Raw genomic sequence first — 14,859 nt, 5'->3', positions numbered from 1 at the left:
GCAATATTCTGGCCACATCCGGAGCGGAAAGCTCGTGGCCCGGCAGGCCGATTCGGCGCCGGGGCCGCGTCGTCCCGACCGCCCGAGGGAGCATCCTTTGAGATCCACCGCCCGCATCACCTCCGCCTGCGCCCTCTTCCTCGGGCTGGGCGCCGCGATCGCGGGCGCGGGCGCGTGGACGGCGCAGGCCGAGGGGCCGGCGGAGGAGACGGCCGTCCCCGCGTCGACGCCGATGCCGGATGCGGTGTCGATGCCGGTGCCGGATGCGCCGCGCGAGGCCTCCTTTCCGCGCCTGGCTCCCGACACGCGCATCGCGCGCGAGGGCCGGCGCCTGGAGCCGGTGCCTGTCGCGACCGCCGCGCCCTTCGAGGCGGGCGAGGGGGCGGACGTCATTCCCGATCTCGACCCGCTCCTCGTCGCCTCCGTCGCCCGCATGCGCGCGCCCGAGCTCTCGACCTACGCCACCGCGCTCGCCGCCCCCGACGAGCGCGCGCCCGATCCGCTGACCTGGCTGGAGCCGACCGCCATGGTCGAGGCGCCGGGCGAGGCGACGATCTGGCCGCCCTTCGTCTCGACGCATTTTTCGGACGATCCGCGCGTCGGCACGCTGGCCGACGGGACGGGCGCGTCCCTGACGGAGGCGGAGTTTCTTCGGCGCGCGGGTGACGCCGACTATCTCCTCCTCGGCGAGGCGCACGACAATCCCGACCATCACGCGCTGCAGGCCGCGATCCTCGCCGCGGTGGCCGCGCGCCGGGACGGCGGCGCCGTCGTCTTCGAAATGGTGCCGGCCGACCTGCAGCCGGTTCTCGACCGGCTCGCCCGCGACGGCGCTCTTGCGGAGACCTATGGCGAGCGGCTCGACTGGGAGAAGCGCGGCTGGCCCGATTTCGCCCTCTACGCGCCGATCGTCCGCGCCGCGCTCGACGCGGGCCTCTCCTTGCGCGCCGGCGATCTGTCCGCCGCCACCTTGAAGACGCTGCGCAAGGGCGGTGCGGCGGCGCTGGAGCCGGAGGAGCGCGCCCGCCTCCTTCTCGACCGCGCCCTTTCGCCCGAGGACGAGCAGGGTCTCGGCGCGGAGATCGCCGCCGGCCATTGCGGCCTCATGCCCGATTCCGCCCTGCCGCGCATGGCCGAGATCCAGCGCGCCCGCGACGGCGCGCTCGCCCGGGCGATGATGGAGGCCCGCGGCACCGGCCCCGTCGTGCTCATCGCCGGCGCCGGGCACGTGCGCGCCGACCGCGCCGTTCCCGCCCTTCTCGAGGCGGCCGAGCCGGGCGCTGCGGTCTATGCCGTCGGTCTTGCCGAGGCGGACGGGACGGGGCGTGCCGAAACGGGCTCCACCGGCCGGTTCGACGCGGTGCTGACGACGCCGCGCTTCGACGTCTCGGACCCGTGCGAGCCCCTGCGCGCCCGTTCGACGACGGCCGGGTGAGGCCCGCCTGTCAGGCGGGGTCCTCGAAGGCGTAGAAGCGCGCGATCGCCTGCCAGCCTTCTTCCGCCGTGTCGACGAAGGTGATGAGGTCCATGTCCTCGGGCGCGATCGTGCCGGCCTCGGCCAGCGCCTGGAAGTCGACGACCTTGCGCCAGAAGGGCTCGCCGAAGAGCAGGATCGGAATGCGCGCCATGCGCCCGGTCTGCACGAGGGTCAGCGCCTCGAACATCTCGTCCATCGTGCCGAAGCCGCCGGGAAAGATCGCCATGGCCTTGGCGCGCAGGAGGAAGTGCATCTTCCGGATCGCGAAATAGTGGAAGTTGAAGCACAGTTCGGGCGTGGCGTAGAGGTTCGGCGCCTGCTCGTGCGGCAGGATGATGTTGAGCGCGATCGACTTGGCGCCGACATCGGCCGCGCCCCGGTTGCCCGCCTCCATGATGCCCGGCCCTCCGCCGGTGACGATGACGAATTCGCGGCCCTCGTAGAGATCCTGCGAATGGCGCGAGGCGGCCTGCGCGAAGCGGCGCGCCTCCTCGTAGTAGCGCGAGGCGGCGGCGAGATTCCGCGCCTGCACCGCGTTGCGGGCGGAAAGGGCCGGCTTGCCGGGTTCGGGAATGCGCGCCCCGCCGAAGAGGACGACGGTGGACAGGATGCCCGCCTCGTCGAGGCCGATCTCGGGCTTTGCGAGTTCCAGCTGCAGGCGCACGCCGCGCATCTCCTCGCGCGTCAGGAAGTCGGCGTCGGCGAAGGCGAGGCGGTAGGTCGGCGAGCGCGTCTGGGGCGTGTCGGGCACCCGCTTCTGGCGCTGGCGGTCCTCTCCCGAGGAGGGAAACGGATCGAAGACCTCGGCCTCGCCGGCCTCGTGCGACGGTTCTTCTGCCATGCTTTCCCGGCCTTTCCGGCTCGATTGACCCATCTGGACCCTTCCACTAGGGTCCGCGCCGACCGCGAGGGCCGCGCCGGCCATCCCCTTATGCCATAGGACAGGAGTCCCCGACATGACCGCGCCCGACCGCGCCACGCTCGAACGCACGATCGAGGACGCCTTCGAGGCCCGCGACACGATCTCGCTCTCCACCGGCGGCGCGGTGCGCGAGGCGGTGGAGGCCGCGCTCGAGCTGCTCGATTCGGGCGAGGCGCGCGTCGCCACGCGGGGGGCGGACGGCGCCTGGACCGTGCACCAGTGGCTGAAGAAGGCCGTGCTCCTCTCGTTCCGCCTGAACGACATGGGGATCATCGAGGGCGGGCCCGGCGGAGCGACCTGGTGGGACAAGGTGCCCTCCAAGTTCGCCGGCTGGGACGAGGCGCGCTTCCGCGCCGCCGGCCTTCGCGCCGTGCCCGGCTCGGTCGTGCGCCGCTCGGCCTTCATCGGCAAGGGCGTGGTGCTCATGCCCTCCTTCGTCAATCTCGGCGCCTATGTCGGCGAGAATTCCATGGTGGACGGCTGGGCCACCGTCGGCTCCTGCGCGCAGATCGGACGCAACGTGCATCTCTCGGGCGGCGTCGGCATCGGCGGCGTCCTGGAGCCCATGCAGGCCGGCCCCACCATCATCGAGGACGACTGCTTCATCGGCGCGCGCTCCGAGGTCGTGGAAGGCTGCATCGTGCGCCAGGGCTCGGTGCTCGGCATGGGCGTCTATATCGGCCAGTCCACCAAGATCGTGGACCGCGAGACCGGGTCGGTGACCTATGGCGAGGTGCCGCCCTATTCGGTGGTCGTGGCCGGCGCCATGCCGGGCAAGCCGATGGGCAACGGCGAGCCGGGGCCGAGCCTCTATTGCGCCGTCATCGTCAAGCGCGTCGACGAGCGCACCCGCTCCAAGACCTCGATCAACGAGCTGCTGCGCTCCTAGCGTCTCGCGCGCGGGGGCGGACGGGCGGCCCTTGCCGGCGCGCCCGTCCGCCCCCCGGCCCGGGCGGCACCCGCCTTGTCGGCACAGGCCCGGAACCGCGCGCCCTCGTTGCGCCTTTGCCTCTCGGCCCGGCGCTCGGCGGGCCATGCCCTTGCCAGAAGCGGCCAGACGACGTGAGGTGCCCATGCCCAGGATCTGGCCGTTTCCGCTCGCGGCGCTCGCCGGCATCCTCGGCTGGCTGCAGCCCATGCCCACGATCCCGGACGGGCATGACGGGCTCTGCGCGCAGCGCAGGGTGGGCGGCATCGACTATATCGTCTGCTCCATCGATCTCGAGCGTCACGATCTGGCGCTGATGGCCGAGGACGCGTCCGGCACGCCCTACCGCACCTTCGGCGGCGCGCGGCGCGCGCTGGAGGCCGAGGGACGCGAGATGCTTCTCGCCATGAATGCCGGCATGTATCACGAGGACCGCCGCGCCGTCGGGCTCGCCGTGCAGGCGGGGCGCGAACTGCACCCGGCGGCGACGGGCGAGGGGCCGGGCAATTTCTCGATGAAGCCGAACGGGGTCTTCTTCGTGGAGGACGGCCGCGCCGCCGTGATGGAGACCGGCCGCTATCTCTCCCGGCCGCGCCGCCCGGATCTCGCCACCCAGTCCGGCCCGATGCTCCTGATCGACGGGGCGCTGCATCCCCGCTTCATCGAAGGGTCCGACAGTCTCTATGTGCGCAACGGGGCCTGCGCTCTGGAGGACGGGCGCGCCGTGCGTCTCGTGATGACGCGCCAGCCGGTCAATTTCTGGGATTTCGCCAAATTCTTCCGCGACGAACTGGGCTGCCGGGACGCGCTCTTCTTCGACGGACAGGTGTCGAGCCTCTACTATCCCGCAGCCGGCATCGACCAGGCGCGGGACGCGCTCGGCCCGATGCTCGCGGTGACGACGCGACGCGTAGCGCCCTGAGGCACGCATCGGTTCGGCAGGGGACCTTCGCTGACCCGGTCGCTTCGACCGGCTCGCCACGTCGCCCTATTCCGCCGGAGCCGACGCTTCTCAGGAAATCCTCAGGCGCTAAGTCGGCTCAGTTCGCCGCGAAGGACGGGGCCGATTCGCCGGACAGGTCAGCGTCGCCGAAGCCGCCGAGGCGCTCGGCGAGGACGTCCTCGCCGGCCGGAGCGGTGGCAGCGGCCGGGATGCCGGCGCCGGCCTGAACGCTCGGGCGCGGGGCGGGAACGGCGGCCGCCGCGAGCGTGCGCGCGGTTTCCGGCGTCAGCGCGGCAGGCCTGGCCTTTTCCGGCGCGAAGGCCGCGACGGCGGCGGGCGCCGCCTCCGGCGTCTCGCGGGGCGCCGCGCTCGGCACGATGGCCCCGCGTGCGGGCGTCAGGAGGCCGCGGACCTTGGCGGCCTTGGGCGTCGCCGGTGCCGGGGCGGGCGTGACGGCGGCGACCACGGTCTCGATGAGGCCCTTCTTCTCGGGCGCCGGCGTCTCGATCTCGGACGGCATGCGGCGCCGCTCGGCGACTTCGGCCATATGCGCCTTGACGGCCGAGCAGTAGCGCGCGGCCGAGGCCGACATGCGCGTGGTGCGGTGGCCGCCCTTGTACTTCATCGCCGCGCGGCACACGTCGTGGCCGCCCTTCTCCCAGGCGCCCTTGAGGTAGCGCATGCCGTAGGTGAGGTTCGTGTCGGCGTCGTAGAGGGCGGCCGTCGGGCCGGAGAAGCCGAGGCTGCGCGCCGTGGACGGCATGATCTGCGACAGGCCGTAGACGCCCGCGCCCCGGGCCTTGGGATCGTAGCGGCTCTCGACGCGAACGACCGCGTAGGCGAGCGCGGCGGGAATGCCGTTGGCGGCGGCGTGCTTCTCGATCAGCTGGTCGATGGCGCTGGAGCCGGAGATGGAAGCGCCGCCGAGGCTGGCCTGGCGGATCTCGGGAACGCCCGTCTCGCGCCGGGCCGGGGCGCTGGCGGGAACGGCGACGGCCGCGACGGCCTCCGCATTGCGCGCCGCGGCCTTGGCCACGGCGGCCCGTTCGCCGCCCTCTTCCTCGTTGCGGGCAAGGCGCGCGCTCTTGGCGGCGGCCGCTCCCGCGACGCGGGTGGACTTGGCGGGCGAGACGCGGCCGGAGGAGGCGTCGTCGGGATCGGCGGCGGCCAGCTTGGCGCCGTCCTCGCTCGAGGGCGCCACCGACATGGCCATCGGCGCGAAGACGGGGCCGTCCGCCACGCAGCCCGAGAGAAGAACCAGTCCGATCGCCGTGGCGAGCGCTGCGGGAACACGAATTTCCCTGCGCGATGCATCGGCGCGGTCGGACGGTACCATGCTGTTCCCCTCGGTCGTTTCCCCATCCGCGCTTTCGGGCCGGAAAGGGGCCGAAACGTGGCGAGGCCACCATAAAGGCAGGAATCGCGAAACGTAAAGATTCTATTGCGGCCTCGACTGTGGCGCGAGAGCATCAGATCGTCTATCCCGCCGCCCATGACGACAGCCCTCACAGACCCGCTCGCGATCCTCGTCGATCTCCTCCGCTGCCCCTCGGTGACGCCCGCCGAGGGCGGCGCGCTCGCCGTTCTGGAGGCGCATCTGTCGCGCCTCGGCTTTGCCGTCTCGCGGCCCGTCTTCCGCGAGGAGGGCACGCCGGACGTGGAGAATCTCTTCGCCGTCGTCGGTACGGAAGGTGCCCATCTCGCCTTCGCGGGCCATACCGACGTCGTGCCGCCCGGCGATCTCGGCGACTGGCGCCACGATCCCTTCGCCGGCACGGTCGAGGGCGGCGAGGTGTTCGGGCGCGGGGCGGCCGACATGAAGGGCGGCATCGCCTGCTTCCTCGCCGCCTTCGCCCGGCATGTCGAGCGCTGCGGGGCGCCCAGGGGCCGCGTCTCCTTCCTCATCGCCGGCGACGAGGAGGGGCCGGCCATCAACGGCACGGTGAAGCTTCTCGACTGGGTGGCCGCGCGGGGCACGCGCTTCGACGCCTGCCTCGTCGGCGAGCCGACCAACCCGGAGGCGATCGGCGACATGATCAAGATCGGCCGGCGCGGCTCGCTCTCGGGCGAGGTCGTGGTGGAAGGCGTGCAGGGCCACGTCGCCTATCCCCATCTCGCCGACAATCCGCTGCGCGCGCTGACGGCCATCGCCATGGCGCTGATGGAGGTGCCGCTCGACGCGGGCTCGGAGCGGTTTCCCCCGTCCAATCTCGAGATCACCTCGATCGACACGGGCAACACCTCGGTCAATGTCGTCCCGGCGCGGGCGCGGCTCTTCTTCAACGTGCGTTTCAGCGACGCATGGACGCCGCGAACGCTGATGGACGAACTTCAGCGCCGCATTGCGCAAGGGGCGGGCGACCCGCGGCTGCGGCCGGGCCGCGCGCCCGCCAGCGTGCGCGTGACATGGCGCGAGCGCCCGGCCGACGCCTTCCTGACGCGCGACGAGGCGCTGACGCGCTCGCTCGCCGGCGCCGTGGAGGCGGTGACCGGGCGGCGGCCCGAACTCTCCACCTCCGGCGGCACCTCGGATGCGCGATTCATCAAGGATCATTGCCCGGTCGTCGAATTCGGGCTTGTCGGCAAGACGATGCATATGGCCAATGAGCGGGTCGCCGTCGCCGATCTCGAGCTCCTGACGAAGATCTATGAAGCCTTCATCGCCCGCTGGTTCGCCGCCCACGCCTGATCTCGTCCCCAATGTCGGCGAGATCCTGCGCTATTTCAGCGGCGTCGCGATGCTGATGGGCGGAAAGGCGGAGGGGCTGAAGCGCCTGGATCTCTCGGCCGACGGCTTCTGGCAGTCCTTCTCGGCGATCCTCGTGGCGGCGCCCGCCGTCGCGCTCTCCTGGCTGGAGTTCGAACTGGTGGAGCGGCCGGGGCCGGCCATCGAGGCGAGCGCCTTCTCGATCTACGCCACGCACGCGATGGCCGACCTTCTCGGCTGGCTGCTGCCGATCCTGGTGCTGATGACCTTCGCCCGCCGACTCGGGATCGGGCGCAAGATCGTGCCGCTCGTCGTCGTCTCCAATTGGGGCGGGGCGTTCCTGGCCTGGGCCTTCTCGCCCTACTGGCTCCTGCTCTTCGCCTTCGGGCCGGGGCCGGAAACGGGTGCGCTCGGCGTCCTCGTCACCATCGCCTCGCTCGTCCTCACCGTGCGCCTCGTGCATCTGGCGACCGGCAGGGACATGACGCTCGCCATCGGCACCTGCATCCTCATGGTCCTGTCTTCGCTGGTCGCCTACGGCGCGGTCATGGACCTGACGGGAATCGCGCTCCTGCGCTGACGATCCGTGGGGCACGCGTCCCGCAGTTTGGAATCGTTATTTGTGGACTAAAGGAGACAAGTTTTAGTAAGCCTGCCGCCGGAAAAGGCCGGCGCGCTCGCGGCGGCCCCGACAAGCGCCGCGCCGAACGGCGCCGCGACGAGCAGGAAAGGGTCCGGGCCATGGCCGCGCTACTCTCGAACGGACCGCGCCGCGCCTTTCGCGCGACGCGGCCTCTCTGCGTTCTGGCGCTTCTGGCGGGACTGGGCACGGCGAGCGCCGGCGCGCAGGAGAGTGCCCCCGGCGCCGCGGCGCCCTCCGGCGGGACCGCGCAGCCGGCCCCGCCGGCGGATGGAAGCCTTCCCGCCCCGCTGCGCGTCGAGGACGGCGCGGCGAGCATGGCGGATGGGGAACCGCTCTTCCCCGCGGCGCCCGGCGTCGTTCCGCCTGCGCTGCCGCACGATCTGTCGCCCGTCGGCATGTTCCGCCAGGCCGATATCGTGGTGAAGTCAGTGCTGGTCGGTCTCGGCCTCGCCTCGATCCTCAACCTCGCGATCCTCTTCGCCAAGTCGCTGGAGATCGCCGTCGCGCGGCGCCGGGCGCGGCGTGCCATCGCCGCCATCGCGGCGGCGGACGGGCTGCCGGAGCTTCTCTTCGTCCTCGGCCGGGCCAAGGGGCCGGGCGCCGAAATGGCACGGGCGGCGGCGGACGAGGCGGCGCGCACGACGCCCATCCCCGGCGCCTCGGCGGGCGGGCTGAAGGAGCGCGTCGCCTCGCGCCTCTCGCGCATCGAGGCGGGCGGGGGACGGGCGCTGCAGACGGGCACGGGACTTCTGGCCACAATCGGCTCCACGGCGCCCTTCGTCGGCCTGTTCGGCACCGTCTGGGGCATCATGAACGCCTTCATCGGCATCAGCCAGGCGCAGACGACGAATCTCGCCATCGTCGCCCCCGGCATCGCGGAGGCGCTGTTCGCGACCGCCATCGGCCTCGTCGCGGCCATTCCGGCGGTCGTCATCTACAACGCCTTCGCCCGCCAGATCGCCGGCGTGCGCCACCTCCTCGCGGACGCCGCCGCCGGGGTCGAGCGGCTGGTCAGCCGCGAGGTGGAGCGCGCCGGCGCCTCCTCGCTGCGCATCGTCGACGGGAGCGCCTGAGCCATGGCCGGATCGATCCGCGAGGGCGAGGGCGACCTTGCCGAGACCCACGAGATCAACGTCACGCCCTTCATCGACGTGATGCTGGTGCTTCTGATCGTCTTCATGGTGGCCGCCCCGCTCGCCACCGTCGATGTCGGCGTCGACCTGCCGGCGGCGGCCGCCGCGCCCAAGCCGCGCCAGGAGGAGCCGGTCTTCCTGACGGTGAAGAAGGACCTGAGCCTTGCCGTCGGCACCGATCCGGTGGCGCGCGAGAGGCTTGCCGCCGCGCTCGACGCGGTGACGCAGGGCGATCGCAACCGGCGCATCCTGCTGCGGGCCGACAAGGCCATCGCCTATGGCGAGATGATGGATGTCATGAACCGCCTCGGTGCCGCCGGCTACACGCGCATCGCGCTGGTCGGGCTCGAGGCCCGCGGCGGCTGATCGGCCGGCCGCGCAGAGGGCAGGCAACGAAAGGCGCCGGCCCCGGGGATCCGACGCCTTGGCCGTGAACACGCGATGGAAGGATGGCAGGCGAGCAGGGCGCGGGGCCCCGCCCGCCTTGCGACGTCTTTCAGACGAGAAGGCCGTCCCCGCCGCCGTTCTGGATCACCACGTCGCCGGGCGTGAGGCTTTCGGCATCGATGCCCTGCAGCGTCGTGGTGGCGCCGTTCGAATAGGTGATCCGCGCGCCGGCATCGGAGTCCGCGATGCTCGCCACGCTCAGCCCGCGCAGGACGAGGTGGTCCACGCCGAGTTCGAAGTCGCGCACGATGTCGTCCGACGTCGCGCCGTCCGCCGCGGTGAAGACGAAGAGATCCGCCCCCGCGCCGCCCGTCAGGTCGTCGTCGCCGAGCCCGCCGGCGAGCCGGTCGTTGCCGAGGCCGCCGAGAAGGACGTCGTCGCCGAGGGCGCCGAGGAGATTGTCGTTGCCGTCCTCGCCGGCCAGCCTGTCGTTGCCGGCATTGCCCGAGAGAAGATCGTCGCCGAGCCCGCCGGCGAGATCGTCATTGCCCTGGTCGCCGCCGATGCGGTCGTTGCCGCCGCCGCCGATGAAGCTGTCGTTCCCGAACCCGCCGTTCAGCGTGTCGTCGCCGGCGCCGCCGACGAGGAAGTCGGCGGCCGCGCCGCCCGTCACCGTGTCGTTGCCGGCACCGGCATTGACGTAGGTCGCCCTGGCCGGGTCGAGGGCGGTCAGCGTGTCGTTCCCGCTCGTGCCGAGCGTGACCACCTCGAACGCGTCGCCGCGCGCCGCGCCCGAGACGAGGTCGCGCACGTCGAAGGTGAGGCCGGGCGTCGCGGCCACGAAGGTCACGCCCTCGTCGTCGAAGCGGCTGACCGGGCCGGCGAGGCCGTCGCCGCCGTCCTCGGCGGAGAGGCGAACCGCAAGGCCGCCGTCCTGGTTCGCCATCGTGTTGCCGTCGGCGGCAAGGCCGTTGCCGACCTCGGCGCTGGTGAAGGTGAGCCGCACCTGACCGCCGGCGGCGGACGACACGTTGACCCGGTCGGAATCGGCGCCGAGATCGACACTGTCCAGGCCGTCGGTGGAGACGTCGAAATCGGCGACGTCATTGCCGGCCCCGCCGAGCAGGCTGTCATTGCCGCCATTGCCCGTCAGCGTATCGTTGCCCGCGCCCCCGACGAGGAAGTCGTTGCCGCTGCCGGCGACCACCGTGTCGTCGCCCATGCCGGCATTGTAGTAGAAGGGCTGCGCCTCGCGGAAGGGCGGGAAGAAGGACAGCGTGTCGTTGCCGCCCGTGCCGAGCACGACGCCCGCGAACTGGTCGCCGCGCTGGGTGCCGGAGACGAGATCGCGCACGTCGAACGTGTAGCCCTGCGTGCCCTCCACGAAGGTGATGCCCTCGTCGTCGAAGCGGCTGACGTCGCCGATCAGGTTGCCGTCGGCATCCTCGCGCTGGATGCGCACGGCGAGGCCGCCGTCCTCGTTGGCGGCATTGGCGCCGTCGAGCGCTGAACCGTTGCCGACATCGGCGCTGGTGAAGGTGACGCGGATCTGGCCGGTGTCGAAGCCCTGGAAGCTGACCGTATCGGACCCTTCGCCGAGATCGACGGCGTCGGCGCCCTCGTTGGCGGGGTCGAAGCTCAGGCTGTCGTCGCCCGCCCCGCCGCGGATCGTGTCGTTGCCCGATCCGCCGGAGATGACGTCGTTCCCCGCGCCCGTCGAGATCGTGTCGTTGCCGCCGCCGCCGAACACCACGTCGTCGCCGTCGCCCGTCGTCAGCACGTCGTCGCCGTTCATGCCGTGGAGGCTGGCCCGCACATTGCCGGTCGAGACCGCGTCGTCGCCGTTCGTCAGCGTCAGGTTGACCGATTCGAAGCCGCGGATCACCGTGCCGTCATCGGCGCGCCCGACGCCGTTGGCGTTTATGGCGAGCGTGACGGGCGCGGGGTTCAGGTTCGGCCCGTCGAAATTGAAGTTCAGCGAGAGGACGTCGTTGCCGTCCTGCCCGTCGAGATAGTCGAGCCGTCCGCCGGTGACGCGGTCGTCGCCGGCTCCGGCGAAGACGAAATCGCTCTGCGGCATGACGACGCCCGCGAAGATGTTGTCGGGCCGGTCGACGGAATCGATCTCGTCGTCGCCCGCCAGACCGAGGATGCGGTCCTCGCCCGCGCCTCCCGAAATGAAGTCCGCGCCTTGCGTGCCGCGCAGCCGCTCGTCCGCGCTGGTGCCGATGATGGTGGCCATGTCCGTCTCCCGCAGGTGTTTCGTCCCCATGACCGCGCCGCCGGCCTCGGCTTGTTCCGCAGAGGCCTTTCGGCGATCCGGCGCGTGTCTCGGCGCATTAACTGTCGGTTAAGCGTCCGCGGAGAAGGGAAAACGGCGGCCGAGACGTTGAACTTAACGTGCGCGGGGATTTGACGCGGCAACCTGAAGCCGAAGCCACTCGCGCCCCGTATCTCCGCGCCCGTCTCTCCGGGACGACGCGGATCTTCGGCAGGGAGAACCGCCGGGTCGGCATCCTCGATGCCGCCGGCTCATGGTCTGTCGTCGCCTATTTGGCCGGCACCGCCAGCGCCGCCGGCAGCGCGGCCTGCGGGGCAGGCGCGGCGGGGTCCTCGCGCACCCAGCGGCTGACGGAGGGGATCTTGGCGCGGTCGCAGCGCCCGGCATAGCGGCGGGCGACGTCCACCACCTCCTTGAGGAGGCCGTCGGAGAGCTTGGTGGGCGCGACGCCGAGGCCGATCAGCGTGTCGTTGACGACGGCGAGATCGTTCTCGGCCATCTCCTTGCGCGGGTTGGGCAGCGTCTCGATGGGCGCGCCGGTCATCTTGGAGACGAGTTCGGCGAGATCGCGCACCCGGTGGGTCTCGGTCATCTGGTTGATGATGCGCACGCGCTCGCCGCGCGACGGCGGCGTGGCGGCGGCCTTCTCGATGCAGCGCACCGTGTCGCGGATATGGATGAAGGCGCGCGTCTGCCCGCCCGTGCCGTGCACGGTCAGCGGGTGGCCTATCGCCGCCTGCATCAGGAAGCGGTTGAGGACCGTGCCGTAGTCGCCGTCATAGTCGAAGCGGTTGATCAGCCGTTCGTCGCGGTCGGTCTGATCCGTCGTCGTGCCCCAGACGATGCCCTGGTGGAGGTCGGTGATGCGCAGCCGGTCGTTCTTGGCGTAGAAGTAAAAGAGCAGCTGATCGAGCGTCTTCGTCATGTGGTAGATGGAGCCGGGATCGGCCGGGTAGAGGATGTCGAGGTCGCTCGAGCGCCCGCCCGAATGCAGCGTCGCCTCGATATAGCCCTCCGGAACCGTCAGCCCCTTGGTCTTGCCGTAGCCGTAGACGCCCATCGTGCCCAGATGCACGAGATGGGCCTCGGGGCACGCCTCGACCATGGCGCAGAGGACGGCATGGGTGGCGTTGATGTTGTTGTCGACCGTGTAGCGCTTGTGGCCGGGCGACTTCATGGAATAGGGCGCGGCGCGCTGCTCGGCGAAATGCACGATGACGTCCGGCCCGATCTCGCGCAGGCACGCCTCCAGCGTCTCGTAGTCGTGGGCGACGTCGAACTGGCGGAAGCCGATCGTCGCGCCCTCCACCTCCCGCCAGGCGGCGAGGCGTTCCTCCATCGAGCGGATGGGCGTGAGGCTGCCGGCGCCGAGCTCCTCGTCGATCCTGCGGCGCACGAGGCTGTCGACGATGGTCACGTCGTGGCCCTTGGCCGAGAAGTTCAGGGCCGTCGGCCATCCGCAGAAGCCGTCCCCTCCCAGAATCACGATCTTCATGAAACGGTCGTCCTCCCGCGGATCGGCCAGAGGCCATCCCATCCGCATATCGCCATGCCCCGGCGGCCGGCAACGCCGCCGCGCCCTTCGTCACAGCGGAACTAGACATGCGTGTTCTCCTTGCAACGGATGCCTGGCACCCGCAGATCAACGGCGTGGTGCGGGTCTTCCAGACGACGGTGGACGGGCTGACGGCGCTGGGGCACGAGGTGAAGGTGCTCGGGCCCGCGGATTTCGCCGGCCTGCCGGCGCCGGGCTATGGCGAGGTGCGGCTGGGTCTGGGCGCCTTCGCCGCGATCGGGCGCGCGATCGAGGCCTTCGCGCCGGAGGCCATCCACATTCCCGTCGAGGGGCCGGTCGGTCTCGCCGCGCGGCGCCATTGCCTGAAGCACGGGCTCGCCTTCACCAGCTCCTTCCACACGCGCTTTGCCGACTATTTCGCCAAGCGCCTGCATCTGCCGCCGGCGCCCGCCTATGCCTATCAGCGCTGGTTCCACCGCCCGGCGGCCCGCTTCATGGTGCAGACGCGGACGCTGGAGACCGAGCTCGCGGAGCGCGGCTTCACCAATATCGTGCCCTGGGGGCGGGCGGTGGACACGGCGCTCTTCCGCCCCTGGCGCGAGGAGCCGGGCTTCGACGCCGACTTCCTGAACCTGCCGCGCCCGATCTTCCTCTATGTCGGGCGCGTCTCGCCCGAGAAGAGCCTGCCGGACTTCCTGTCGCTCGACCTGCCGGGCTCGAAGGTCGTGGTCGGCGACGGGCCGGCGCTGGCCGCCCTCAGGGCGCGCTTTCCCGCCGCGCACTTCCTCGGCGCGCGCCACGGCGAGGATCTCGCGCGGCATTTCTCGGCCGCCGACGCCTTCGTCTTCCCCTCGCGCTTCGAGACCTTCGGCCTCGTCGTCCTGGAGGCGCTCGCCTGCGGCACGCCGGTCGCGGCCCTCCCCGTGCCGGGGCCGATCGACATCGTGGGCGGGCGGCCCGAGGCGGTGCTGTCCGAGAACCTGCGCGAGGCGGCGCTTGCGGCGCTGACCATCGACCGGCGCGCGGCGCGAGCCTTTGCGCGGACGTTTTCCTGGGAAGGCTGCACGCGCCAGTTCGCGGGCAATCTCGTCCCGGTTCGGTGAGGCCGAAAGTCGGCGCTAGACCGAGTCCGCCCGGTCGCGTCCGGCATAGGGCGGCAGCGTGCGCTTGGGCGCGGTGCCGTAGTCGACGCCGGTGAGATACAGTCCGTCCGGCGGGGCGACGGGGCCGCAGCGCGTGCGGTCGCGCGCGTCCAGCGCCGCCGCGACGTCCTCGGCGTTCCAACGGTTCTCGCCGACGAGTTTCAGCGTGCCGGCGAAGGAGCGGATCTGGTTGTGCAGGAAGGACTGGGCGGAGGCATGGATATGCACCTCGTCGCCGGGGCCTTTCGTCACGTCCAGCCGCTCCAGCGTGCGCACCGGGTTCTTGGCCTGGCACTTGGTGGAGCGGAACGTGTCGAAGTCGTGCGTGCCGACGAGACGCTGCGCGGCCTCGTGCATGGCGGCGACGTCGAGCGGCTTCCAGACCCACCAGACCTGACCGGCGAGGATCGCGGGCGGCGGGCGGCGATTGAGGATGCGGTAGAGATAGTGGCGCTTGCGGGCCGAGAAGCGGGCGTCGAAACCGTCTTCGGCGAGCGCGGCGTCCAGCACCGCGATGCCCGTCTCGCGCAGATGCGCGTTCAGGGCGTCGCGCACCGTGTCGGTCGGCCAGTCGCGGGCGAGATCGGCATGGGCGACCTGGCCCGTGGCGTGGACGCCGGCATCCGTGCGCCCGGCGCCGAAGATCGTGACGGCCTCGCCGGTGAAGGCCTCGATCGCCCGCTCGATCTCGCCCTGCACCGAGGCGCCGTTCTCCTGGCGCTGCCAGCCGACATAGGGAGCGCCGTCATATTCGACGGTGAGCTTGTAGCGCGGCACCCG

At 71.5% G+C, this 14,859-nt stretch carries 13 protein-coding genes; 8 read left to right on the top strand and 5 right to left on the bottom strand.

Annotation, left to right across the window (positions count from 1 at the left end; all coding sequences use genetic code 11):
* Window positions 1-97 precede the first annotated feature (97 nt).
* Complete coding sequence (locus ASG48_RS09905; RefSeq protein WP_055848827.1) at window positions 98-1,435, top strand: ChaN family lipoprotein; 1,338 nt, start codon at window positions 98-100, stop codon at window positions 1,433-1,435.
* 10 nt (window positions 1,436-1,445) lie between these two features.
* On the opposite strand, the gene ASG48_RS09900 is transcribed toward ASG48_RS09905, so the two are convergent.
* The gene (locus tag ASG48_RS09900; protein ID WP_055848824.1) at window positions 1,446-2,318 is read right to left on the bottom strand and encodes an LOG family protein; all 873 of its coding nucleotides are present in this window, start codon (window positions 2,316-2,318) and stop codon (window positions 1,446-1,448) included.
* A 115-nt stretch (window positions 2,319-2,433) separates the two neighbouring features.
* Between ASG48_RS09900 and dapD the strand changes: the two genes are divergently transcribed.
* Window positions 2,434-3,288 carry a 2,3,4,5-tetrahydropyridine-2,6-dicarboxylate N-succinyltransferase gene (dapD, locus tag ASG48_RS09895; protein ID WP_055848821.1) on the top strand — a complete coding sequence of 285 codons (855 nt, stop codon included), beginning with the start codon at window positions 2,434-2,436 and terminating at the stop codon, window positions 3,286-3,288.
* 184 nt (window positions 3,289-3,472) lie between these two features.
* Window positions 3,473-4,249, top strand: coding sequence for a phosphodiester glycosidase family protein (locus tag ASG48_RS09890; protein ID WP_156381545.1), 777 nt, complete (start codon window positions 3,473-3,475; stop codon window positions 4,247-4,249).
* Between the two features lie 118 nt (window positions 4,250-4,367).
* On the opposite strand, the gene ASG48_RS09885 is transcribed toward ASG48_RS09890, so the two are convergent.
* Window positions 4,368-5,606 (bottom strand): transglycosylase SLT domain-containing protein, encoded by a 1,239-nt coding sequence (locus ASG48_RS09885; RefSeq protein ID WP_055848816.1) that lies wholly within the window; start codon window positions 5,604-5,606, stop codon window positions 4,368-4,370.
* 156 nt (window positions 5,607-5,762) lie between these two features.
* Between ASG48_RS09885 and dapE the strand changes: the two genes are divergently transcribed.
* The 4 genes from dapE (at window position 5,763) to exbD (ending at window position 9,119) form a co-directional block, all read left to right on the top strand.
* On the top strand, window positions 5,763-6,959 hold the full coding sequence (dapE, locus tag ASG48_RS09880) for a succinyl-diaminopimelate desuccinylase (RefSeq protein ID WP_055848814.1): 1,197 nt from the start codon (window positions 5,763-5,765) through the stop codon (window positions 6,957-6,959).
* Entirely contained in the window at window positions 6,919-7,557 is a 639-nt protein-coding gene (locus ASG48_RS09875) for a hypothetical protein (RefSeq protein WP_055848811.1), read from the top strand. The genes dapE and ASG48_RS09875 overlap by 41 nt, the downstream gene beginning before the upstream one ends.
* A 161-nt stretch (window positions 7,558-7,718) precedes the next feature.
* Complete coding sequence (exbB, locus tag ASG48_RS09870) at window positions 7,719-8,693, top strand: tonB-system energizer ExbB (protein ID WP_055848808.1); 975 nt, start codon at window positions 7,719-7,721, stop codon at window positions 8,691-8,693.
* Window positions 8,694-8,696: 3 nt separating this feature from the next.
* Window positions 8,697-9,119 carry a TonB system transport protein ExbD gene (gene exbD / locus ASG48_RS09865; protein WP_055848805.1) on the top strand — a complete coding sequence of 141 codons (423 nt, stop codon included), beginning with the start codon at window positions 8,697-8,699 and terminating at the stop codon, window positions 9,117-9,119.
* A gap of 130 nt (window positions 9,120-9,249) precedes the next feature.
* Here the strand turns inward: exbD and ASG48_RS18805 are convergent, their stop codons facing one another.
* Together ASG48_RS18805 and ASG48_RS09855 are read right to left on the bottom strand one after the other, a co-directional pair.
* The gene (locus ASG48_RS18805; RefSeq protein ID WP_162243922.1) at window positions 9,250-11,382 is read right to left on the bottom strand and encodes a calcium-binding protein; all 2,133 of its coding nucleotides are present in this window, start codon (window positions 11,380-11,382) and stop codon (window positions 9,250-9,252) included.
* A gap of 307 nt (window positions 11,383-11,689) precedes the next feature.
* Window positions 11,690-12,916 (bottom strand): NAD-dependent epimerase/dehydratase family protein, encoded by a 1,227-nt coding sequence (locus tag ASG48_RS09855; RefSeq protein ID WP_055848800.1) that lies wholly within the window; start codon window positions 12,914-12,916, stop codon window positions 11,690-11,692.
* 107 nt (window positions 12,917-13,023) lie between these two features.
* On the opposite strand from ASG48_RS09855, the gene ASG48_RS09850 reads away from it, so the two are divergent.
* On the top strand, window positions 13,024-14,040 hold the full coding sequence (locus ASG48_RS09850) for a glycosyltransferase family 1 protein (protein WP_055848797.1): 1,017 nt from the start codon (window positions 13,024-13,026) through the stop codon (window positions 14,038-14,040).
* A gap of 15 nt (window positions 14,041-14,055) precedes the next feature.
* On the opposite strand, the gene truA is transcribed toward ASG48_RS09850, so the two are convergent.
* Window positions 14,056-14,856, bottom strand: coding sequence for a tRNA pseudouridine(38-40) synthase TruA (truA, locus tag ASG48_RS09845; RefSeq protein WP_055848795.1), 801 nt, complete (start codon window positions 14,854-14,856; stop codon window positions 14,056-14,058).
* Window positions 14,857-14,859: the final 3 nt, after the last annotated feature.

Source organism: Aurantimonas sp. Leaf443 (genome assembly GCF_001425575.1).
GTDB lineage: Bacteria > Pseudomonadota > Alphaproteobacteria > Rhizobiales > Rhizobiaceae > Leaf443.
Note: the sequence above shows the minus strand (reverse complement) of the source record. Positions and strands in the feature narration are given on the sequence as shown.